Raw genomic sequence first — 22,407 nt, 5'->3', positions numbered from 1 at the left:
TACCGCGCACGTTCGCGTGGGCACAGGGTGCCCACCCTACGCGCTAACACACCGCGAACGTCCGCGTGGGCACAGGGTGCCCACCCTACGGCCGCAATGGCGCGTAGGGTGGGCGGCCCCCCGCCCACGCGGACGTTTGCGTCGCGCCTGCGTCTATCGTAAAGCCTGGCACACGTCCGCAGCGAGCCGGCTCACGAGCTCGTGCCGCTTGCGCGCCTCCGACCGCTTCTTCGACGGGATGCCGTCCAGGTCCGGCGCCGCCACCGGCGCGCACGCCAGTTCCCAGTCGCCGTCGGGCCGCAGCCGCGCGCCCAGTTCCGTCCACAGCTGGTCGTAGTCGGCCAGCACGCGACCGTTGCGGATCGCCTTGTAGATCACGCGGTTGCGGTTCGACACGAGCACCATCCGTTCGCAGCCGTATTCATGGCCCAGCTGGCGCACGAGCGTCGCCATCAGCTGCTTCGGCCGGATGCCGTGCAGTTCGCGCGTGGCAGTGCGGATCGCCTCGCGCGCATCCTCCGTCTTGCCGCCCTGGATGCAGCCGACGCTGACGGCCAGGCTGCCGTCCCGCGGCGCCACGGTGAACGCCACCGTGTACAAGGCCTTGTCGTCCTGCGTCAGCTGCAGCACCAGTTCGCCCTCGCGGTCGAACATGTTCACCGTGCGCAACTGGACCTGGTACGGCAGGCCGCTCTTGCCGGGTACCTCGGCCAGCACGACGGGGCCGACGCTGGCGCGCGCCAGCGTCTCGCGCAGGCCACGCCGGAACATGAAGTCGTAGTGCGCGCGGATCGCTTCCAGGCGCTCGTTGGCATCCAGCGCGTGGCTGATGTACGGGCGGTAGACCTTGTACAGGAAGCGCGGGCAGTTGCGCACGTATTCCGAAAAGGCCGGGTGCGCGTTCAGCAGGTGGAGCCAGCGCGGCGTCTGGCGCGGATGCAGGACGGCCCGCAGCCGGATCTTCGCGAGTTCGCGCACCGACTTGAAGCCCGCCAGGTGCGGCGGAACGGCCGAGCGCAAGGTGACCGACGGCGCCGCCGAGGCGATCAGGCGCTCGGTCCAGCCATGTTCTTCCCGATAGAGTTTCATGTCGACCGTCCGGCCGCGGCAGACGAGGGGAACAGGCTGTAACCTGCATACATACCGGATGCTGCGGGTAGCGGCTGGCGAGGGAAGTCGGACATGGTAGTCGCACTAGGGTGGCGTAAAGTAACGCTAAGTAACGTAGTGTAACTAAAGAAATTCCGACGGTAAATATAGTATTGACGGAATTATGAAAACACAACAACGACTGCCCGCAGATACGGGAAGCCGTTGTTTCCACAGGGAAAATTAATGCTGCCGGTCGGGCCGGATCAGCTGGCGTAGTGCGCCGATTCCAGGCCATCCGGGCGCCGTTCCGCCATCTCGCGTTCGCGCAGATAACGCGCCAGCGCATCGTCGAACGACGGCAGCAGCAAGCCCCGTTCGCTGCTCATGGCGCTGTTGCGCGGCCGCGCGGCGCGCAGCCCGAGCTCGGCGGTCGTGCGCACTTCCAGCCCACTGTCGTCGACGCCGGCCGCCGCGCACGCGCGACGCACGAGGTCCGCCCAGCTCAGCGCCGCGCCATTGGTCAGGTGCCAGATGCCGCATTCGCGGTCGATCAGCAGGTCGAGGCAGGCGTTGACGAGATCCGGCACGTACGTCGGCGATACGACCTGGTCCGACGCGGCCACGAACGGCCGCCCGGCGTCGAGCGCGTCGAGAGCTTGCGTGACGATGTTGTGCTGGTCCCACGGGCCGAAGAAGGCGCTCGTGCGGATGATGAGCGCTTGCGGGTCGGAATCGAGCACGCGCCGTTCCGCATCCGCCTTGCTGCGGCCGTACACACCCAGCGGCGCGACCGTGTCGGATTCGACGTACGGACGGTCGAGCGTGCCGTCGAACACGAGGTCGCTGGAAAAGGTCATGAAGCGCAGCGCATGGCGGATGGCGGCCAGCGCGAGCACGGTGGGGCCGTGGGCGTTGTCGCGCATGCAGCGCGCCGCGTCGTCCTCGGCGTCGTCCACGCGCACATAGCCGCCCGCATTGATGACGGCCCAGGGCTTGAAGCGCACGATCGCTGCCTCGACGGACGCCGGATCGGCGATGTCCATCTCCTGCCGCGTCAGCACGTGGCAGGCGAGGTTGCGGCGCTCGCAGATGCGGGCGAAGGCGCGGCCCAGGGTGCCCGTCGCGCCCGTGATGAGGATCGGCTGCGGGAACGTGGAGCGCAGCGCCCCGCGTACGGCGATGTCGGCGACGGCCGTGCGCGTCGCCACGGGTTTCGCGAGGAAGCGGCCGGGACGGCGCCACCAGCCCTGGCCCTGCAGCACCGGGTGCGACAGGGGGCGGCCGCTCGCCAGTTCGCGCATCAGGGTGGCGACGGCGGTCGGGCGGGGCTGCGGGCCGCGCACGTCGAACGGCCCCGGTTCGTAATAGCCGTGGCACGCGGTGACGAGGCAGTTCCAGTCGAACGAGCCGAGCAGGGCCCACACGGTGACGGCGCGGATGTCGGCGCCGCCCTGCTGGACCTTGCGCGCCGCGTTCCAGATCTCCACGAGCCAGCGCAGCTGGTCTTCGCGGTTGGCGTCGATGTGCGCCTCGGTGACGGCGATCGGCAGGCCGTAGCGGTCCCATGTTTCCTGCAGCAGCGGGCCGATGCCCGGCGTCGGCGTCGCGAGCACGCGCGAGCATTCGATGTCGGCGTGCGGGATGCCGCGGTATTGCGTGCGGTGGCTTTCCGGATAGCGCTCGGCGCGGTGGTCGAGCCAGCGCTCGCTCGTGATGTAGTAGTTGACGCCGATGACGTCCGGCGGGCAGGCATTGTCCTTGAACCACAGCAGTTCGTCGGCGCCCGCACCGTTCTCGAGCAGGTAGTCCCACAGCGCGTGGCCCGCGTCGACCTTCCCGCACAGCATGTCCCACGCCAGCCAGCGGCGTTCGTTGAAGAAGTTCGCGATGTCCGCCATCTCGGGCGTGCCGTAGGTGCGCGACAAGTCGTCGGTCTGCACGAGCTTCGCGTCCGGATTCACGGCGCGGATCGCGCGCATCGACAGGACGACGGCGCGGCACTGGTTGATCAGGGCGCGGATGAAGCCTTCCTCGCTCGTGTCGTGCGGATACCAGACGCCGTTCAGGCCGGAGAAGCGGGCGGTCGTGCACGGCTCGTTGACGGGTGTCCAGTACTCGACCCACGGGTAGCGGTGCGCCACGGCGCCCGCATACTCGGCCAGCTTCTCGGCGAAGTCGGGCGCGACGAGGCTCGTGTGGCGCGGGCCGCTGCCGTGGTGGACAAGACCGACGATGGGCGTCACACCCAGCTGCTGCAGCGCGGACAGGCGCTCATCGGACCACGACCAGTCGGCCGACTCGATGCCGTCGGGCGCCGTCCGCTCCCACAGCACGGGGTAGCGGATGGCGCGGATGCCGAGCGACGCGAAGCGCTCCAGGTCCTGGAGCCGTTCGGCGTGTCCATTGCGTTCCATTTGGGAGAAGTACTGATCGCGTACGCGGTTGACGGTGCATTCGAGGCCGCCCCAGAGCTGGAGCGGCGAACTTGCTGGCTGGATATGGTTGTTAAGATTCATATGCATGTCCTGCTGTTGATCCAAGACGTAAGCCTAGTCGGCTGGCCCGGCTTCCTGTGTGGGGTGGCGAACATATAGGCCGGATTTAGGACAAGTCCTACGTATTGTCAGTCGCGCTATAACGCGGACGCGTGTGCCTTGACAGGCCAGGCGCGCGCCGACACGATGCGGCCAGGAGGAGCCGACATGTACATGGTGTACTGGACGATCGAGGAAGGGGAAAGCCATACCCCGCATGCGCAGCCGTTCGCGACGACGGCGATGGTGGAGGCGATGCGCTTCATGGAAGACTTGCGGCGGCGCCAGCGCGAAGGCGAGGGCGTGCGCTTCGTGACGATGTGTTCCGAGCATCCGGACGTCGTCGGGCATCCGGGCGTCGACGTGACGGGGCCCGGCTACGACTGGAAGAAGCGGCGCAGGTGACTACGGCCGCGCGGCCATATCCGCAGCCATCTCCTTCAACACGTGCTTGAGCACCTTGCCGTTCGCGGCGGCGGGCAGCGCATCCAGCATCACGATGCGCGCCGGCCGCTTGTACGGCGCCAGCCGCGCGGCCGCCCACGCACGCAGTTCGGCTTCAAGCGGCGTGCGGCGCGGATCGGGCTGGACGTAGGCGATCACTTCCTCGTTGCCGTCGGCGACCAGGCGGCCCACGACGGCCGACTGCGTCACGCCTGGGTGCGCGTTCAGCACGGTCTCCACTTCCAGCGGGAACACATTGAAACCCGAGCGGATGATCAATTCCTTCGTGCGGCCGACGATGAACAGCGCGCCGTCCGCGCCCCGCGTCGCCATGTCGCCCGTGTTCAGCCAGCCGCCGGGACGCAGCGCCGCGGCCGTCGCCTGCGGGTCGCGGTAATAGCCCCGCATCAGGTTCGGCCCGCGCACCCACAGCTCGCCCGGGCTGCCTCCGGCCACGTCGCGCCCATCCTTGTCGACGACGCGCGCTTCCACGCCGGGAATCGGTTGCCCGACCGAGGTGTCGGCGCGCGGTGCGTCGAGCCGCGTCTGGCTGACGGTGGGCGCCGCCTCGGACAGGCCGTAGCCGTTGTGCAGCGGGACGCGCAGCAGGCGCTCGACGGCGGCCTTCAGCGCGGGGTCGAGCGGCGAACCGCCCGCGTACGCGAAGCGCAGGCGCGACGGCAGCGGAGATGCATCGCCCACGTGTTCCAGCAGCCGCGCATACATCGCGGGCACGCCTTGCACGATGGACAGGCCGTCGTCGCGGATGGCCGCCAGCATGGCCTCGGGCGTGAAGCGGGGCGCCAGGTGCAGGCAGGCGCCCGCGCTGAGCGTGCCCAGCATCACGGACGTGAGGCCGTACACGTGCGAGATCGGCAGCACGCCCCACGCGCGGTCGGCCGGCGTGAGGCCCCGCAGCCGGCTGGACACGGCCGCCACGAACAGCAGGCTGCGGTGGCTCAGCATCACGCCTTTCGGCTTGCCCGTCGTGCCCGTCGTGTAGACGAGGGCGGCCACGCTGTCGTCTTCTTCCGGCACGCAGGCCGCGTTCAGCGGGCCCACCATCAGGCCGTCGTCGAACACGGCGCCGGCCCTGGCCGCGTGCGCGTCCGCTTCCGCCGACACGGCCGCCGTGTACAGCGCAATGCGGGCGCCGGCGTGGTCGCGGATCGCGTCCAGCTCCGGTGCCGTCAGGCGCGGGTTCGCGTTGACGATCCACGCGCCGACGGCGGACGCGGCGAAGATGAGCGCCACCTGGTCCGCGCAGTTCTCGCTGGCCAGCAGGACGCGGTCGCCGGGCCGCACGCCGCGGGCGCGCAGCTGGTCGGCGCGGCGGTCGACGAGGGTTTCCAGGTCGCGGAAGGTCAGCGTGCGGCCACCGTCGACGAGCGCAGGCGCGTCGGGCGTGCGCGCGGCCGCGGTGCGCGCGATCGCGTCGATGCGCGCGGGGAGGGCGGCCAGCAGGGAAGGGATGTCGATCATGGCCGCGATGATAACCGGGCGGCCGCATACCCGCTGTAAATATGGCTGCGTTTGCCCACACGTGTTACGCTCGCGCTGCTGTAAATGTTTCCAGAAATATACATTCTGAAAAACCAACGACACGGAGGGAACATGGCGTTACTGGATATGCTGGACAAGGAACACACCGTGGCGCGGCCCGGTTTCAATCGCTGGCTCGTGCCGCCCGCCGCGCTCGCGATTCACCTGTGCATCGGCATGGCCTATGGTTTCTCCGTGTTCTGGCTGCCGCTGTCGAAGGCGGTCGGCATCAAGGAATCGCTGGCCTGCCCGGCCGGCATGGACTTCCTGGCCGAGATCACGGCGACCACGTGCGACTGGAAGATCTCGATGCTGGGCTGGATGTTCACCTTGTTCTTCGTGTTCCTGGGCCTGTCGACGGCGCTGTTCGGTGGCTGGCTCGAGCATGCCGGGCCGCGCAAGGCGGGTGTCGTTTCGGCGCTGTGCTGGTGCGGCGGCCTCGTGATCTCCGCGCTGGGCATCTATCTGCACCAGATCTGGCTGATGTGGCTCGGCTCGGGCGTCATCGGCGGCATCGGCCTGGGGCTCGGCTATATCTCACCCGTGTCCACCCTCATCAAATGGTTCCCCGACCGGCGCGGCATGGCGACCGGCATGGCCATCATGGGCTTCGGCGGCGGCGCCATGATCGGCGCGCCGCTGGCCGACCGCCTCATGAAGCACTTCGCCACCGCCACCTCGGTGGGCGTGTGGGAGACGTTCCTCGCGCTGGCCGCCATCTACTTCGTCTTCATGATCGGCGGCGCGCTGTCGTACCGCGTGCCCGCGTCCGGCTGGGCGCCGGAAGGCTGGACGCCGCCGGCCGCCAAGGGGGCGAACGCGATGATCACCGACCGCCACGTGCACGTGAAGCGCGTGTGGGGCATCCCGCAGTTCTGGCTCGTGTGGCTCGTGCTGTTCCTGAACGTGTCGGCCGGCATCGGCATCCTGGCGATGGCGTCGCCGCTGCTGCAGGAAGTGTTCGGCGGCCGCCTGATCGGCGTGGCGGCATCGTTCAACGAACTGACGGCGGCGCAGAAGGCGCAGATCGCGACGATCGCGGCCAGCTTCACGGGCCTGCTGTCGCTCTTCAATATCGGCGGCCGCTTCGCGTGGGCGTCGTGCTCCGACTACATCGGCCGCAAGGCCACGTATTTCGTGTTCCTCGTGCTGGGCTTCGTGCTGTACGCATCGATTCCCACGCTGGCGCACGGCGGCCATCTCGCGCTGTTCGTCGCGTTCTTCTGTATCGTGCTGTCGATGTACGGCGGCGGTTTCTCGACCGTGCCCGCCTACCTGGCCGACCTGTTCGGCACGCAGATGGTGGGCGCGATCCACGGCCGCCTGCTGACCGCGTGGTCCGCCGCGGGGGTCGTCGGCACGAGCCTCATCAATTACATCCGCGAATACCAGATCGCCCATGGCGTACCGAAGGCGCAGGCGTATGATACGGTGATGTACGTGCTGGCAGGCCTGCTGGTGCTGGGCTTCCTGTGCAATCTGATGGTGCGCCCGGTGGCCGCGCGCTACTTCATGAGCGAGGAGGAACTGGCGGAAGAAAAACGTCTGGCGCACGAGCGCGACGGCGCGTCCGGACGCGCGCCCGCGAGCGCACCGGGCGTGGCCGGGATCGCCGGCGGCGCGGCCGAGGAGGGGACGGTGGCGACCGGCAATCCGCTCGTCGCGGCGCTGGCGTGGGCCGTGGTCGGCGTGCCGCTGTTGATCGGTGTGTGGATCACGTTGCAGAAGGCCATCGTGCTGTTCCAGTGACGTGCGTAGATAACGTGCGTTGAACGCGTGGGCGGAGATAATGCCCCCGGCATTACCTCCCCGCCCACCCTACGTGTGGCGCAACGATCGCCGCAACACGACGCGATACGGGTAGGGTGGGCACCCCGTGCCCACGCGTCCAACCGGCACATGCATGACCGCTCATTTCACGTTGTGAGAATCGACCATGAACCACCCCGTCATCCCTATCGCTTCGCAAGGCCCGAGCCGCCAGCGCAAGCGTGAGGCCCCGAAAGGAAGGCGCGTCGACCCGCAGGCCCTCGCCGACGTGCAGGCTGCGTTGGGCGACGCGCCACGCCGGCGCGACCTGCTGATCGAGCACCTGCACAAGATTCAGGACCGCTACGGCGCCTTGTCGGCGCCCCACCTGGCGGCACTCGCGCAAGAATTGAAACTGGCCCAGTCCGAGGTCTACGAGGTCGCGACGTTCTACCACCACTTCGACGTGCTGCGCGACGGCGAGCCCGCGCCACCCGCGCTCACGGTGCGCGTGTGCGCGGGCCTGTCGTGCGAGCTGGCCGGCGCGCGCGACCTGCTGGACCGGCTGCCCGCGATCCTCGGCGCCGACGTGCGCGTGCTGGCCGCGCCGTGCATCGGCCGCTGCGACGGCGCGCCCGCCGCGCTCGTGGGCCAGCGGCCCGTCACCGCCGCGACCGTCGACGCGGTGCGGGCGGCGAGCGCCGGCGACACCACGGACGTGCACATGGGCCACATCGACTACGCCGCGTATCGCGAGGCCGGCGGCTACCGCCTGCTGCGCGCCTGTTGGGCAGGGCGCAACGATCCCGAGAGCGTGATCGTCACGTTGATGGCATCGGGCCTGCGCGGCCTGGGCGGCGCCGGCTTTCCGGCCGGGCGCAAGTGGCGCATCGTCAAGCACGAGCCGGGGCCGCGCCTCATGGCCGTCAACATCGACGAAGGCGAGCCCGGTACGTTCAAGGACCGCCACTACCTCGGACGCGATCCGCACCGTTTTCTCGAAGGCGCGCTCGTCGCCGCCTGGGCCGTGGGCATCGAGACGATCTACCTGTACCTGCGCGATGAATACCACGGCCTGCGCGCGATGCTGCAGACGGAACTCGACCGGCTGCGCGCCGACCCGCCGGTGCCGGACATGCCGGAGATCGTGCTGCGCCGCGGCGCCGGCGCCTACATCTGCGGCGAAGAGTCCGCGATGATCGAATCGATCGAGGGCAAGCGCGGCATGCCGCGGCTGCGCCCGCCGTACCTGGCGCAAGTGGGCCTGTTCGGCCGGCCGACCCTCGAACACAACCTGGAAACGCTGCACTGGGTGCGCGACATCCTGGAACGGGGCGCCGAATGGTTCACGAACCAGGGCCGCCACGGCCGGCGCGGGCTGCGATCGTTCTCCGTGTCGGGCCGCGTACGTGAGCCGGGCGTGAAGCTGGCGCCGGCCGGCATCACGATGCGGGAACTGCTGGACGAATACTGCGGCGGCATGCAGGACGGGCACACGTTCTACGCCTACCTGCCCGGCGGCGCATCGGGCGGCATCCTGCCCGCGTCGCTGGCCGACGTGCCGCTCGACTTCGACACCTTGCAGCGCCACGGCTGCTTCATCGGCTCGGCCGCCGTCGTCGTGCTGTCCGACCGCGACACCGCGCGCGCGGCCGCGCTGAACACCTTGCGCTTCTTCCGCGAAGAATCGTGCGGCCAGTGCACGCCGTGCCGCGCGGGCACCGCGAAGGCCGTCGCGCTGATGGAGCGGGACGTCTGGGACACGGCGCTGCTGGGCGAGCTGTCGCAGGTGATGCGCGACGCGTCGATCTGCGGGCTGGGCCAGGCCGCACCGAACCCGTTCGACTGCGTCATCCGATATTTTCCGCACGAGCTGGAGGCATCATGAATGCGAACGTGCTCAACGTGACCTTCGAGATCGACGGCCGCGCCGTCGAGGCCCAACCGTTCGACACGCTGTTCGATGCGGCCGCGCGCGCCGGCATCGACCTGCCGCACCTGTGCCACAAGGACGGCATGGAACCGGCCGGCAACTGCCGCGCGTGCGTCGTCGAAGTCGATGGCGAGCGTACGCTGGCCCCGTCGTGCTGCCGCCATCCGGCGCCCGGCATGAAGGTGCGCACGGACAGCGCGCGCGCCGTCGCCGCCCGCAAGATGGTGCTGGAGCTGCTGCTGTCCGACCTGCCGGCCACGGCCCGCACGCGCGACGACGAGGTCGCGCAGTGGGCCGAAAGACTCGGCGTGGGCGCGTCCCGCTTTCCCGCCACGCGCGCGGTGCCGGCACCGGACCCGAGCCATGCGGCCATCGAAGTGAACCTCGACGCCTGCATCCAGTGCACGCGCTGCGTGCGCGCCTGCCGCGACGAGCAGGTCAACGACGTCATCGGCCTCGCGGGACGCGGCGAGAATGCGCGCATCGTGTTCGACCAGGGCGACCCGATGGGCGCATCGACGTGCGTCGCCTGCGGCGAATGCGTGCAGGCTTGCCCGACCGGCGCGCTGGCACCCGCGCGCGGCGCGGCGCTCGCCGTGCCCGACAAGCAGGTCGATTCCGTCTGCCCCTATTGCGGCGTGGGCTGCCAGCTCACGTACCACGTGAAGGACAACCGCATCGTCCGCGTGGAAGGCCGCGACGGTCCCGCGAACCGCGGCCGCCTGTGCGTGAAGGGCCGCTACGGCTATGACTACGCGCACCATCCGCAACGCCTGACGGTGCCGCTGATCCGGCGAGAGGGCGTGCCGAAGCGGGGCGACTTCACGATGGACCCGGACCGCGTGCTGGACGTGTTCCGCGAAGCGACGTGGGAAGAAGCGCTGGCCGCGGCCGGCGGCGGCCTCGCGCGCATCCGCGATGCGCACGGCGGGCGGGCGCTCGCGGGCTTCGGCTCGGCGAAGGGCAGCAACGAAGAAGCGTATCTGTTCCAGAAGCTCGTACGCACGGGCTTCGGCAGCAACAACGTCGACCATTGCACGCGGCTGTGCCACGCATCGTCCGTCGCCGCGCTGCTGGAAGGGATCGGCTCGGGCGCCGTGTCGAACCCCGTGATGGACGTGACGCGGGCGGAAGTCGTGATCGTCATCGGCGCCAACCCGACCGTCAACCATCCTGTCGCCGCCACGTGGATGAAGAATGCGGCGAGGGCGGGGACAAAGCTCGTGGTCGCCGACCCGCGCCGCTCCGACCTCGCGCGCCACGCGCACCGCTTCCTGCAGTTCAAGCCCGACACGGACGTCGCGCTACTGAACGCGATGATGCACACGATCGTCGAGGAAGGCCTCGTCGACCCCGCGTTCATCGCCGACCGCACGAGCGGCTACGATGCGCTGGCCGCGAACGTGGCGCACTACAGCCCGGAAGCGATGGCGCCGATCTGCGGCATCGATGCGGAAACGATCCGCTACGTGGCGCGGCTGTACGCGACGGCCAAGGGCGCGATGGTCCTGTGGGGCATGGGCATCTCGCAGCACGTGCACGGCACGGACAATGCGCGCTGCCTGATCGCGCTCGCGCTGATGACGGGCCAGATCGGCCGCCCCGGCACGGGCCTGCATCCGCTGCGGGGCCAGAACAACGTGCAGGGCGCGTCGGACGCGGGCCTCATCCCGATGATGTATCCGGACTACCGGCGCGTCGACGAGCCGGCGGCGCAGGCGAAGTTCGAAGCCGCGTGGGGGCAGAAGCTGGACGGCAAGGCCGGCCTGACGGTCGTCGAGATCATGGACGACATCCTCGCCGGCGGGATCAAGGGCATGTACATCATGGGCGAAAACCCGGCCATGTCCGACCCGGACGCGAACCATGCGCGCGAGGCACTGGCCGCGTTGGACCACCTCGTCGTGCAGGATATTTTCCTGACCGAGACGGCGTACCTGGCCGACGTGATCCTGCCCGCGTCGAGCTTCGCCGAAAAGACGGGCAGCTTCACGAACACGGACCGCGTCGTGCAGCTGGGCCGCCAGGCGCTGGTGCCGCCGGGCGACGCGCGCCAGGACCTGTGGATCATCCAGCAGATCGCGCGCCGCCTCGGGCTGCCGTGGAACTACGACGGCCCGGCCGCCGTGTTCGACGAGATGCGCAAGCTGATGCCCAGCATCGCCGGCATCACGTGGGACCGCCTGGAACGCGACGGCGCCGTCACGTATCCGTGCCGCGCGGAGGGCGATCCGGGCGAGCCCGTCGTCTTCACGGAGACGTTCCCGCGCGCGAGCGGCCGCGCGCGCTTCGTCCCGGCCGACATCATCCCGGCCGACGAGCGGCCCGACACCGAGTACCCGATCGTGCTGATCACGGGCCGCCAGCTGGAACACTGGCACACGGGCAGCATGACGCGCCGCGCCGGCGTGCTCGATGCGCTGGAACCGGACCCCGTCGCGCTCGTGCACCCGCTCGACCTGGAAGCCCTGGGCGGCCGGCCGGGCGACGTGATCACGATCACGTCGCGCCGCGGCGAGGTGGCGCTGTACGCGCGCGCCGACGACGGCACGCCGCGCGGCGCCGTGTTCGTCCCGTTCTGCTACTACGAGGCGGCGATCAACCGGCTGACGAATGCGGCGCTGGACCCGTTCGGCAAGATCCCGGAATTCAAGTACTGCGCCGTGCGCGTGCAGCTGGGCGGGCAGGTCGCGCACCAGGGTTCCTACGGTGGCGGCCAGATTCTGGGGGACATGGCAGAATTGCAGGCATGATCTCTCGCATGAACTCTTGTTATCGGCCGCAGCTTTCGCAGGCCAGCGTAAGCCTCACGCATCCCGTGACGGCCGTCGACGAGCGCGGGCGCCGCGAGACCCTGTACATCCCGGCCGAGCGGCCGCTGACGGTCTACGTCGACAAGCGCGAACTCGTCACCCTGATGACCCTGGGCGCGGCGCCGGAAGCGCTGACGTTGGGCTACCTGCGCAACCAGCGCCTCGTGCGCTCGCTCGAGGACATCGTGTCCGTGCAGGTCGACTGGTCGGTCGATGCCGTGGCCGTCGTCACGCGCGGCGGCATCGCCGACGTGGAGGAGCGTACGGCGAAGAAGGTCGTCACGACGGGCTGCGGCCAGGGCTCCGTGTTCGGCGGGCTGATGGACGAAGTCGACCGCATCGTGCTGCCGCCGGACGCACGGCTGCGCCAGTCCGTCGTGCACCGCATCGTCGAGACGGTGCGCACGCAGCAATCCGTGTACAAGCAGGCCGGCTCCGTGCATGGCTGCGCGCTGTTCACGCACGACGGCGAGCTGCTGTGGTTCATCGAGGACGTGGGCCGCCACAATGCCGTCGACGCCATCGCCGGCCTGATGTGGCTCGAAGGCGTCGAGGGCGCCGACAAGGTGTTCTACACGACGGGGCGGCTGACGTCCGAAATGGTCATCAAGGGCGCGCAGATGGGCATCCCGTTCCTGCTGTCGCGCTCGGGCACGACGCAGATGGGGCATGCGGTGGCGGAGCAGGTGGGCATGTCGCTGCTGGCGCGCTGCAGCGGCCACCATTTCCTGCTGCTGTCCGGCGAGGAACGCCTCGTCTTCGAGCCCGAATGGCTCGCCGCCCTGGAGACGGCGCGCACCCTGCGCTCCGCCTGACGTCAGCCCATGAGCGATATCGCGGATGCCGTCGCGCGCGCCTTCGCCCTGCTGTTCACGGGCGACCCGGATCTGTGGCGGATCGTGTGGGTGTCGCTGAAGACGAGCATCGTCGGCCTGTTGCTGGCCACGCCCCCTGCGATCCTGATCGGCTACATCGTCGCGATGCGGCGCTTCGCCGGGCGGCGCATCGTCATCTGGCTTGCGCAGGCGGCGCTGTCGCTGCCGACCGTCCTGATCGGCCTCCTGCTGTACCTGCTGCTGTCGCGCCACGGGCCGCTGGGCGGCCTGCACTGGCTGTTCTCGCAGTCCGGCATCGTGGTCGGACAATGCATCGTCGCGCTGCCGGTGCTGCTCGCATTCACCCTCGCGGCCGTGCAGGGCCTCGACCCGCGTTATGCGGAGACCGCGATCGCGCTGGGCGCGTCGCCCATGCAGGTGATGGTGCGCGTGCTGCACGAGGCGCGCTTCGGCGTGATGGCGGCCGTATTGTCCGGCTTCGGCCGCGTGATCTCGGAAGTCGGCTGCGCGCTGATGGTGGGCGGGAACATCGAAGGCGAGACGCGCACGATCACGACGGCGATCGCGCTGGAGACGAGCAAGGGCGAGTTCGCGCAGGGCATCGCGCTCGGCATCGTGCTCGTCACGATCGCGCTGCTGATGAACGGCGCGCTGATGCTGCTGCAGGGCGACGCCCACACGGTGCGGGAGCGCGCATGAGTGTCGGCATCCATTCGCAGATCACGGCGGCCGTGGTCGAGAACGCGGACGTGCCGCAGCGCGACGAGCGCCGCAAGGCCTTGCTGGGCGTGCGCGGCCTGCGCAAGCGCCACGGTGACCGGCTGCTGTTCGACATCGACGTGCTCGAGATCGCGACGCACAGTGCCTACGTGCTGACGGGGATGAACGGCGCCGGCAAGAGCACCTTGCTGCGCGTGCTGGGCGGGCTGGAACGGGCCGAGATCGACAGCCTGCGCTTCGCCGGCGAGGACGTGCTGCGCGTGCACCCGTACCCGCGCGCGCTGCGCCGCGCCATCGTCTACGTGCACCAGCACCCGATCCTGTTCTCGACGAGCGTCGCCGACAACATCGGCTACGGCCTGGTCGTGCGCGGCGAAAAGCCGGAAGCCGTGCGGCCCGTCGTGGGGGAGGCGATGGCCTGGGCGGGCGTGGCGCACCTCGCCGGCACCGATCCGACCAAGCTGTCCGGCGGGGAAAAGCAGCGCGTGGCGCTGGCGCGCGCGAAGGTGCTGCAACCGCGCCTGCTGCTGCTGGACGAGCCGACGGCGAACCTGGACGGCGCCGCGCGCGAGCAGGTGCTCGCGCTGATCCCGACGATGGTCGATGCGGGCAGCAGCGTCGTCATCGCGTGCCACGACCGCGACCTGATCAACCTGCCCGGCGTGCAGCGGCTGAAGCTGCGCGACGGGCATCTCGAACACCGCTGATCACAACAAGGAGATACCCATGCACCGCCGTTCCATCCTCGCCCTCATCGCGACGCTCGCCATCGCGGCGCCGTGCGCGCACGCGCAATCGGACAAGGTGCTGCGCCTGTCCACCACCACGAGCACGGAGAACTCGGGCCTGCTGGGCTATCTGCTGCCCGCGTTCGAGGCGAAGACGGGCATCAAGGTCGACGTGATCTCCGTGGGCACCGGCAAGGCGCTGGAGCTGGGCAAGAACGGCGACGTCGACGTCACCCTGGTCCACGCGCGCAAGCTGGAAGACAAGTTCGTGGCGGAGGGCTGGGGCATCGACCGCCATGACGTCATGTACAACGACTTCATCGTCGCGGGGCCCGCGAGCGACCCGGCGGGCGTGAAGGGCAGCCGCGACGTCATCGCCGCGTTCAAGAAGATCGCGGCCGCGAACGTGAAATTCATTTCGCGCGGCGACAATTCCGGCACGGACGTGATGGAGAAGGGCTATTGGCAGCAGGCGGGGACGAAGCCTGTGGGCGCCAACTACGTGGCGGCCGGCCTCGGGATGGGCGAGGTGCTGAACATGGCGGCCGAGTTGAACGCCTACACGCTGACGGACCGCGCGACGTATGGCGCGTACAAGGCGAAGACGGGGCTCGCGATCCTCGTCGAGGGCGACAAGCGCATGTTCAATCCGTACGGGATCATCGCGGTGAATCCGGAGAAGCACAAGGGCATCAATTACCGCGGCGCGAAGGCGCTGATCGACTGGATCACGTCGCCGGAAGGGCAGGCGCGGATCGCATCGTTCAAGCCGGCGGGGGAGCAGTTGTTTTTCCCGGACGCGAAATAATCTACGGTTCGCATGGTGGGCTCGGGGAGCCCACCCTACGAGGACCGCCGGTTGGTGGGCACCCCGTGCCCACCAACCGTATGCGTGAACAAACGTAGGGTGGGCACCCCGTGCCCACCAACCGTATGCGTGAACAAACGTACGGTGGGCACCCCGTGCCCACCAACCGGATGCGTGAACAAACGTAGCGTGGGCACCCCGTGCCCACCAACCGTATGCGTGAACAAACGTACGGTGGGCACCCCGCGCCCACCAACCGTATGCGTGAACAAACGCAGGGTGGGCACCCGCGCCCACCAACCGTATGCGTGAACAAACGTAGGGTGGGCACCCCGTGCCCACCAACCGTATGCGTGAACAAACGTAGCGTGGGCACCCCGTTCCCACCAACCGTATGCGTGAACAAACGTAGGGTGGGCACCCCGTGCCCACCAACCGTATGCGTGAACAAACGTACGGTGGGCACCCCGTGCCCAGCAACCGTATGCAAAGGCCCGCACTCGGCGGCCCTCGCTCAACGGGGTCGTACGGGCTTACGCCAACGCGTGCATCACCGCATCGACGGGAATCGCCTTGACCCAGTCATGCCGCTGAACGGCCGTGATGACGGTGCTGTTGGCCTTGTCGACAGGCGCCCATTCCGGCGTCTTCTGGCGCATCAGCGCGACGACCGGCACGCCGACGGCATTCGCCAGGTGCATCACGGCCGTTTCCACCGACACGATCAGGTCGCACTGGGCCAGCATCGCCGGGAGCTGGAAGAAGTTTTCGTTCGCGCTGAACAGTTCCGTGCGATCGAGCTGGCGGCGGGCCAGCATCGCCTTCACGTTGTCGACTTCCTGCGGGACGGCGTTGACGACGAAGCAGGCATCGCGCCATTCCGGCTGCGCGCGCATCGTTTCGATCAGCTCGGCCACGCGCTCGACGGGCCAGCAGCGCTTGCGCGTCTTGGCGAACGGGTTGATGAACACGAGCTTGCCCCGGCGCGCGTCGAAGCCCCATTCATGCAGGCGCGCCTTGGCGCCCTCCACGAATTGCTCGGGGATGTGCACGAACGGAATGCGCGCAGCGGGCGGGATGTCGACGGCGGCCAGCTGGCGGAACCATTCCGCGTGCACGTCGCTGATGTGCGGCGCGGTGGCGCGGTCGGCGGCGTCCGGGTCGAGGCTCGCGTCCAGCTTGCGGTAGCTGAACCAGTGGTGCAGACCGAACAGGCCCATCGGTTTCTTCAGGCCGAACACGAAGCCGTCCGGGCTGATCTCGCGCGCGAGGTTGGCGTAGAAGTGCGGACGCAGGGTGCCCAGCGAGACGACGATCGGATAATGCTCGCGCTGCGCTTCGCCGATCGACTGGCGGAACAGCTCGGGCGAGTAGTTCTGCTTGTAGACCTTGTCGATGAAGTCGCAGGCGTCGAGCCAGTCGTACAGGACGTTCTTCTTCAGGTGCGGCCACTGCGAGGCGTCGCTCGTGCGGCGGACCTCGTCCACCCACAGGTGCAGCTTCAGGTGCGGGTAGGCGCGCGCGAACGCCTCGAAGCAGTTCTGCAGATACGTGTAGTCGCCCAACGCCAGGTGGGCGATGAACAGGATCTTGTCCGATTTCTTGAGGAGATCGGAAGGAATGAGGGGTAGGTTCATTGTCTCTTACGGGTCGCCTGCCAGTTGTTGTCCGACGCCGCCAGCGGTGAATCAGTCTGCGATCAGCAGCGCTAACCGGTCGGCTGGCCGCGCACCGGAGGCCTGGTGTCGGTGTGCGCTACCGCCAACTCTCGAAAATCTTCAACAAATTGTCTCGAATTGTAGTCCAAACCGGACGATAGCGTTGCCCCAAGCCATACTTTTGGATGCATTGTCCTGCGCGAGCAACAGAACTGGACAGGATGACATGCCCGGTCGTAGCGGTGACGTCGGCGCGGCGCCTTGCCGGCGCTGCGGACAGGATTTTACGCGATCGGGCAGGCGTCCGGATGACGCCGGCGTTGATGCACGCCGACCGGGACGCCCGCCGCCGGGACGCCCGCCGTCGTGATCAAGCCGACAACAGGCGTACGACGCCGCTCAGGCCGTGCGGCTGGCCGGCCGTCACGGGGCACAGCACGCTCAGGTGGAAGCGCGTGTCGCCGGCCGGGAAGGGGATGCGCAGCGGTGCCGGCGCGGCCGTGGTCTTTTCGCCGGCCTTCTTGCCGTCGATGAACACCTGGCACGGGCCCGTCACCTCGACGAATTCCAGGGTGCCGCCGTGCTTGCGCACGCGCGCGAAGGCCCAGGCGTCCGTGGCATACAGCACGTAGCCGGTCCGTTCGGCCGGCCTGGCGCGGGTGCCGGGCGTGACCCAGCCCCACGAATTCATGTCGGTGTCGGCGGGGCGCACGTTCGGATCGACCGGAGCCGCGCTGAGCGGGGAGGAGCGCCAGCCGTCGAGGCCCTGCACCGGTTCCGACGTGGCCTGGTAGGCCCACGGCTGGGCCGCGCGCACCTCGACGTCGAGCACGGCGCTCTTGAGGCCGGGCGCGCTGGCGCCCAGCCGGAGTCGGCCCGCGCTGCCTTCACGGGTCTGCACGATCACCTGGGCCAGCCCGTTGAACAGCGCGCGCGTGTTGCCCTTCTCGCTGCTGGTGTCGTTCGGATCGCCGTTGCCCAGGCCGATGATGTCGCCGCCTTCGACCGTGAACACGACCTGGTGCTGCGCCAGCGGCACGTGGCGGCCCTTCGCATCGAGCGCCTCGACCTGGATGGGTTGCGCGTCGAGGCCGTCGCCGCGCAGGAATGCGCGGTCCGGGGTGAGCTTGAGCGTGACGGGCGCGCCCGTGGTCTCGACCTCGAACCGCTTGACGACCTTGCCGCCGCGGTAGCCGACCGCGGCCAGCGTGCCCGGTGCATACGGCACCTGCCAGCGGTTCATGGCGTAGATGTCGCCCTTCTGGCGCCCTTGCGAGCGGCCGTTCAGGAACACCTCGACTTCGTCCATGTTGTGGAACGCCATCACGGTGATCGCCTGGCCTTCCTTGCCGGCCCAGTTCCAGTGCGGCGCCAGGCGCAGCACCGGTTCCTTGCGCCACTGGGCCTGGTGCAGCCAGAACGCGTCCTTCGCGAAGCCGCACAAGTCCATGATGCCGAAGAACGAGGAATTCGACGGCCATTCGTACGGGGTGGGCTCGCCGTGGTAGTCGAAGCCGGTCCATACGAAGGCGCCGGCCACGAACGGACGCTCGGCCACCGCCTGCCAGCCGACCCGGTGCGTCGAACCCCAGGACGACGCATCGTCGTCGTAGCCGGCGAAGATGTGCTTCTCCGGCACGGTCACGTATTCGCCGCGCGTCTGGAAGGCCGAGGTGTCTTCCGACGACGTCATCGGCACGGTCGGGAAGGCCTGGTGGAACCCGTCGTAGGCCTGGTATTGGTAGTTGAAGCCGACGACGTCGACTGCCTGGCCCGCGTTGGCGGGCTCGAACTGGCCCGTGTTCATCGCGGCCGTGGTGGGGCGCGACGTGTCGAGCGCGTGCACGGCGGCGACCATGCGCCGCACCATCTCGTACCCCTGTTCCGTGCCCTGGATCGGTTCTTCGTTGAACACCGACCACAGGATGATGGACGGGTGGTTGCGGTGGCAGCGCACGAGCCAGGTGAGCTCGTCGACGTGTTCCGGCGACGGGTTGAACACGCGGTTCTCGTCCATCACGAGGAAGCCCAGCTCGTCGCACAGCTCGTAGAAGCGCTTGTCCTGGGCATTGTGCGAGCAGCGGATGGCGTTGACGCCGAGTTCCTTCAGGCGCCGCATGCGGTAGTCGAGCACCCCGTACGGCACGGCGACGCCGACGCCGGCATGGTCCTGGTGGATGCACACGCCCTGCAGCTTGACGTGGCGATCGTTCAGGAAGAAGCCCTGCTCCGGATCGAAGCGCTGCGTGCGGAAACCGCAGCGGGTGGTGACTTCGTCCAGCACTTTGCCGTCCTGCAGGACGCGGGTGCGCACGCTGTACAGATTGCGTTCTTCCAGGCTCCACAGCCTGGGCGCCGCCACGCGCAGCGTGCCGGTGACGACCTGGTGCGCCAGCACGCCGACGTCGGCCGGCGCGGTGAAAGCGGCCACGGACTTGCCGTCCGCATCGACGAGGACACTCTCGACCTGCACCCGCTGCGTGCCCTTGCGGATGTTGTACAGCGTGACTTCGAGCGGGATGGTCCACTGGCCGTCGGCGAATACCGGATGGGCGAACACGCCGTCCGTGACGATGTGCACCTGCTCGCGCTTGACGAGCCACGTGTTGCGGTAGATGCCGGCGCCTTCGTACCACCAGCCCTGCATGGTGTTCGCATCGGCGCGGATCGCCAGCGAGTTCAGGGCGTCGCCGTACGTGGCGAACGGCGTCAGGTCGATGTAGACGGCGTTGTAGCCGCTCCAGACGTGCGCGACCTGCGTGCCGTTGAACCAGACGGTGGCGAGCGTCGAGATGCCGTCCAGCTGCAGTTCGAGATGCTTGCCGTGGTCGGCCTCGTCGAGCCGGATCAGGGTGCGGTACCAGCCGATGCCGCGCTTGCGGTAGCCCTGCGACACATTGGCGTCCTGCTCGGGCAGCTGGGCGCTGGCGAAATCGTGCGGGAGCACGACGTTGGTCCATTCGGAATCGTCGAAGCCGGGCGCCGCGGCGCCGCTTGCGCTGCCGGCCTTCGCATTGGCATACGTCCAGCCATGGCCGCGGATGACGGGGAAGGCGATGTCGCCTTCGTGGAAGCGCCAGCCCTTGTTGAGCGACACGACCGCGCGCCCGGGCACGGACGCGGCGCGCGCGCGTGCAGTGGACGCGTACGCCGCGGATTGGCCGAAGATGGAGGTGGTGGCGAGCGCGCCGGCGCTCTTGAGGAAGTCGCGTCTGTTGGGCATGGCCGTAACCCTATCAAGGCCGGCGGCCGCTGTCGACCATAAAACCACCGAGGCCGGTTACGATTTTCCGCAACCGGCACGCGGTGTTACATGAGGATCACGTCGTACTGTTCCTGGTGATACCCGCGCTCGACCTGCAGCGAGATCCGCTTGCCGATGAAGTCGCCCAGCATGGCCAGGTGCTGCGATTCTTCCTCGAGGAACAGGTCGATCACTTCCTGCGACGCGACGATGCGGAATTCGCGCGGGTTGAACTGCTTGGCCTCGCGCAGCAGTTCGCGCAGGATCTCGTAGCAGATCGTGCGGCTCGTCTTGACTTGGCCGCGGCCAGCGCAGGCGGGGCAGGGCTCGCACAGGATGTGGGCCAGCGATTCGCGCGTGCGCTTGCGCGTCATCTCGACGAGGCCCAGCGCCGAGAAGCCGCTGACGGACACCTTCGTGCGGTCGCGCGACAGGGTCTTCTTGAGCTCCGCCAGCACGGCGTTGCGGTGCTCGTTGTTCTCCATGTCGATGAAGTCGAGGATGATGATGCCGCCCAGGTTGCGCAGCCGCAGCTGGCGTGCGATGGCGTGCGCCGCCTCCAGGTTCGTCTTGAAGATCGTGTCGGCGAAGTTGCGCCCGCCGACGAAGCCGCCCGTGTTCACGTCGATCGTCGTCATCGCCTCGGTCTGGTCGACGATCAGGTAGCCGCCGGACTTCAGGTCGACGCGCCGGCCCAGCGCGCGCAGGATCTCTTCCTCGACGCCGTACAGGTCGAACAGCGGGCGCTCGCCCGTGTAGTGCTGCAGGCGCGACAACACGCCGGGCGTGTACACCTGCGCGAATTCGACGAGTTTGACGTAGTTCTCGCGCGAGTCGACGAGGATCGCGGCCGTCTCGTCGTGCACGAAGTCGCGTAGGACGCGCTGCGCGAGGCTCAGGTCCTGGTACAGCAGGCTCGTCGCGGGACGCGTACGCGCGCCCTTCGTGATGGCGCCCCACGTCTTGCGCAGGTAGTCGATGTCGGCGGCGAGGTCGGCGTCGGACGAGTCCTCGGCCTGGGTGCGGACGATGTAGCCGCCGCTCTCGTCCGGCGGCAACAGGCCCATGACGCGCGCGCGCAAGGCTTCGCGCTCGGCTTCCTTCTCGATCTTCTGCGAGATGCCGATGTGCTTGTCCTGCGGGAGGTAGACGAGCATGCGCCCGGCGATGGAGATCTGCGTGGACAGGCGCGCGCCTTTCGTGCCGATCGGGTCCTTGATGACCTGCACCGTCAGCACCTGGCCGTCGAACAGGATTTTTTCGATCGGGGTGGGTGGCGCGCTGCTGCTGCCGTTGGCGCCGTCGTGAGGGCGCGCTTCCCAGATGTCGGCCACGTGCAGGAACGCGGCGCGTTCGAGGCCGATGTCGATGAAGGCCGACTGCATGCCTGGGAGTACCCGCACGACCTTGCCCAGATAGACGTTGCCGGCGAGGCCACGGGTGAGCGTGCGCTCGATGTGCAGCTCCTGGACGGCACCCTGAACCACCAGCGCGACGCGCGTTTCCTGGGGGGTGATGTTGATCAGGATGTCTTCAGTCATGTGGCCGGGTTTTCATTGTTGTCCAGAACCACATCATACACGGCAGAACGCGCGCGTAGGGTGGGCACCCCGTGCCCACGCGTGACGTCAACGAACCGCGAACGTCCGCGTGGGCGGAGGCCGGCTGCGCGCCCCGGCCCACCCTACAAAATGCTGATGCCCGCCTTCTGCAGCAGCTGCGCCGTCTCGAACACGGGCAAGCCCATGATGCCGGAATGGCTGCCCTCGATATGCTCGATGAACAGCGCGGCCAGGCCCTGGATGCCGTAGGCGCCGGCCTTGTCGTAAGGCTCCGGCGTCGCGCAATACGCGCGGATGGCGGCTGGCGTCAGCTTGGCGAAGCGCACGTCCGACACCTGCGTCACCTGCTCGAACACGTCGGTGTAGTGCAGGGCGACCGACGTCAGCACCTGGTGCGTGCGGCCCGACAGGCGTTCCAGCATCGCATACGCTTCCCTGGGGTCGTTCGGCTTGCCCAGGATCTCGCCGTCGAGGGTGACGGTCGTGTCGGCCGACAGCACGGGACGCAGCGGCATGCGGCGCAGGTGCAGCACGTTCCACGCGAACGCGCCCTTTTCGCGCGCCACGCGGGCGACGTAGTCCTGCGCGGGTTCGTTCGGGTACGCGTCCTCGCTGACGTCGACGCCGCGTACCGGGTCGGTGCGGAGGCTGAGAATGTCGAAATCGATGCCGACCTGGCGCAGCAGTTCGCGCCGGCGCGGGCTCTTGGAGGCGAGGTAGATTTTCTTGTCGAGCGCTTTCATT

The 22,407-nt window shown here is 68.5% G+C and carries 15 protein-coding genes; 8 read left to right on the top strand and 7 right to left on the bottom strand.

From position 1 onward, the window contains the following. Positions 1–153: 153 nt before the first annotated feature. Positions 154–1,089, bottom strand: coding sequence for a DUF535 family protein (locus HAV22_RS28410; protein WP_166864401.1), 936 nt, complete (start codon positions 1,087–1,089; stop codon positions 154–156). A gap of 266 nt (positions 1,090–1,355) precedes the next feature. Further along, positions 1,356–3,608, bottom strand: a complete 2,253-nt coding sequence (locus tag HAV22_RS28405; protein WP_229421480.1) for a family 1 glycosylhydrolase — start codon at positions 3,606–3,608, stop codon at positions 1,356–1,358. 186 nt (positions 3,609–3,794) lie between these two features. On the opposite strand from HAV22_RS28405, the gene HAV22_RS28400 reads away from it, so the two are divergent. Further along, positions 3,795–4,031, top strand: a complete 237-nt coding sequence (locus HAV22_RS28400) for a hypothetical protein (RefSeq protein WP_166864399.1) — start codon at positions 3,795–3,797, stop codon at positions 4,029–4,031. Here HAV22_RS28400 and HAV22_RS28395 read toward each other — a convergent pair whose 3' ends face one another. After that, entirely contained in the window at positions 4,032–5,552 is a 1,521-nt protein-coding gene (locus HAV22_RS28395) for a class I adenylate-forming enzyme family protein (RefSeq protein WP_166864396.1), read from the bottom strand. It abuts the gene before it with no gap. Between the two features lie 132 nt (positions 5,553–5,684). Between HAV22_RS28395 and HAV22_RS28390 the strand changes: the two genes are divergently transcribed. From HAV22_RS28390 to HAV22_RS28360, 7 genes are all read left to right on the top strand, one after another. Further along, positions 5,685–7,361, top strand: coding sequence for an OFA family MFS transporter (locus HAV22_RS28390; RefSeq protein ID WP_166864393.1), 1,677 nt, complete (start codon positions 5,685–5,687; stop codon positions 7,359–7,361). Between the two features lie 187 nt (positions 7,362–7,548). After that, positions 7,549–9,249, top strand: a complete 1,701-nt coding sequence (locus HAV22_RS28385; RefSeq protein ID WP_166864390.1) for an NAD(P)H-dependent oxidoreductase subunit E — start codon at positions 7,549–7,551, stop codon at positions 9,247–9,249. Then, positions 9,246–12,047 (top strand): formate dehydrogenase subunit alpha, encoded by a 2,802-nt coding sequence (gene fdhF, locus HAV22_RS28380; protein WP_166864387.1) that lies wholly within the window; start codon positions 9,246–9,248, stop codon positions 12,045–12,047. Before HAV22_RS28385 ends, fdhF begins: the two co-directional genes overlap by 4 nt. An 8-nt stretch (positions 12,048–12,055) precedes the next feature. Next, on the top strand, positions 12,056–12,922 hold the full coding sequence (locus HAV22_RS28375) for a formate dehydrogenase accessory sulfurtransferase FdhD (RefSeq protein WP_166864384.1): 867 nt from the start codon (positions 12,056–12,058) through the stop codon (positions 12,920–12,922). A gap of 9 nt (positions 12,923–12,931) precedes the next feature. Next, the gene (locus tag HAV22_RS28370; protein WP_166864381.1) at positions 12,932–13,642 is read left to right on the top strand and encodes an ABC transporter permease; all 711 of its coding nucleotides are present in this window, start codon (positions 12,932–12,934) and stop codon (positions 13,640–13,642) included. Then, positions 13,639–14,370, top strand: a complete 732-nt coding sequence (locus HAV22_RS28365) for an energy-coupling factor ABC transporter ATP-binding protein (protein ID WP_166864378.1) — start codon at positions 13,639–13,641, stop codon at positions 14,368–14,370. The genes HAV22_RS28370 and HAV22_RS28365 overlap by 4 nt, the downstream gene beginning before the upstream one ends. A 19-nt stretch (positions 14,371–14,389) precedes the next feature. Beyond that, complete coding sequence (locus HAV22_RS28360) at positions 14,390–15,199, top strand: ABC transporter substrate-binding protein (protein ID WP_166864375.1); 810 nt, start codon at positions 14,390–14,392, stop codon at positions 15,197–15,199. A gap of 533 nt (positions 15,200–15,732) precedes the next feature. On the opposite strand, the gene HAV22_RS28355 is transcribed toward HAV22_RS28360, so the two are convergent. The 4 genes from HAV22_RS28355 to HAV22_RS28340 form a co-directional block, all read right to left on the bottom strand. Continuing rightward, the gene (locus tag HAV22_RS28355; RefSeq protein ID WP_166864373.1) at positions 15,733–16,836 is read right to left on the bottom strand and encodes a glycosyltransferase family 9 protein; all 1,104 of its coding nucleotides are present in this window, start codon (positions 16,834–16,836) and stop codon (positions 15,733–15,735) included. Between the two features lie 391 nt (positions 16,837–17,227). Beyond that, entirely contained in the window at positions 17,228–20,080 is a 2,853-nt protein-coding gene (gene galA, locus HAV22_RS28350) for a beta-galactosidase GalA (protein ID WP_166864370.1), read from the bottom strand. A gap of 86 nt (positions 20,081–20,166) precedes the next feature. After that, positions 20,167–21,642 (bottom strand): ribonuclease G, encoded by a 1,476-nt coding sequence (gene rng / locus HAV22_RS28345; protein ID WP_166864367.1) that lies wholly within the window; start codon positions 21,640–21,642, stop codon positions 20,167–20,169. Positions 21,643–21,785: 143 nt separating this feature from the next. After that, positions 21,786–22,406: a Maf family protein gene (locus HAV22_RS28340; protein WP_166864365.1), complete on the bottom strand. Its 621-nt coding sequence runs from the start codon at positions 22,404–22,406 to the stop codon at positions 21,786–21,788. Between the last annotated feature and the right edge of the window lies 1 nt (position 22,407).

Origin of the sequence: Telluria antibiotica (assembly GCF_011682055.1) — a bacterium.
Taxonomy (GTDB): Bacteria; Pseudomonadota; Gammaproteobacteria; order Burkholderiales; family Burkholderiaceae_D; genus Telluria; species Telluria antibiotica.
This window is presented reverse-complemented; position numbering and strand designations above follow the sequence as displayed.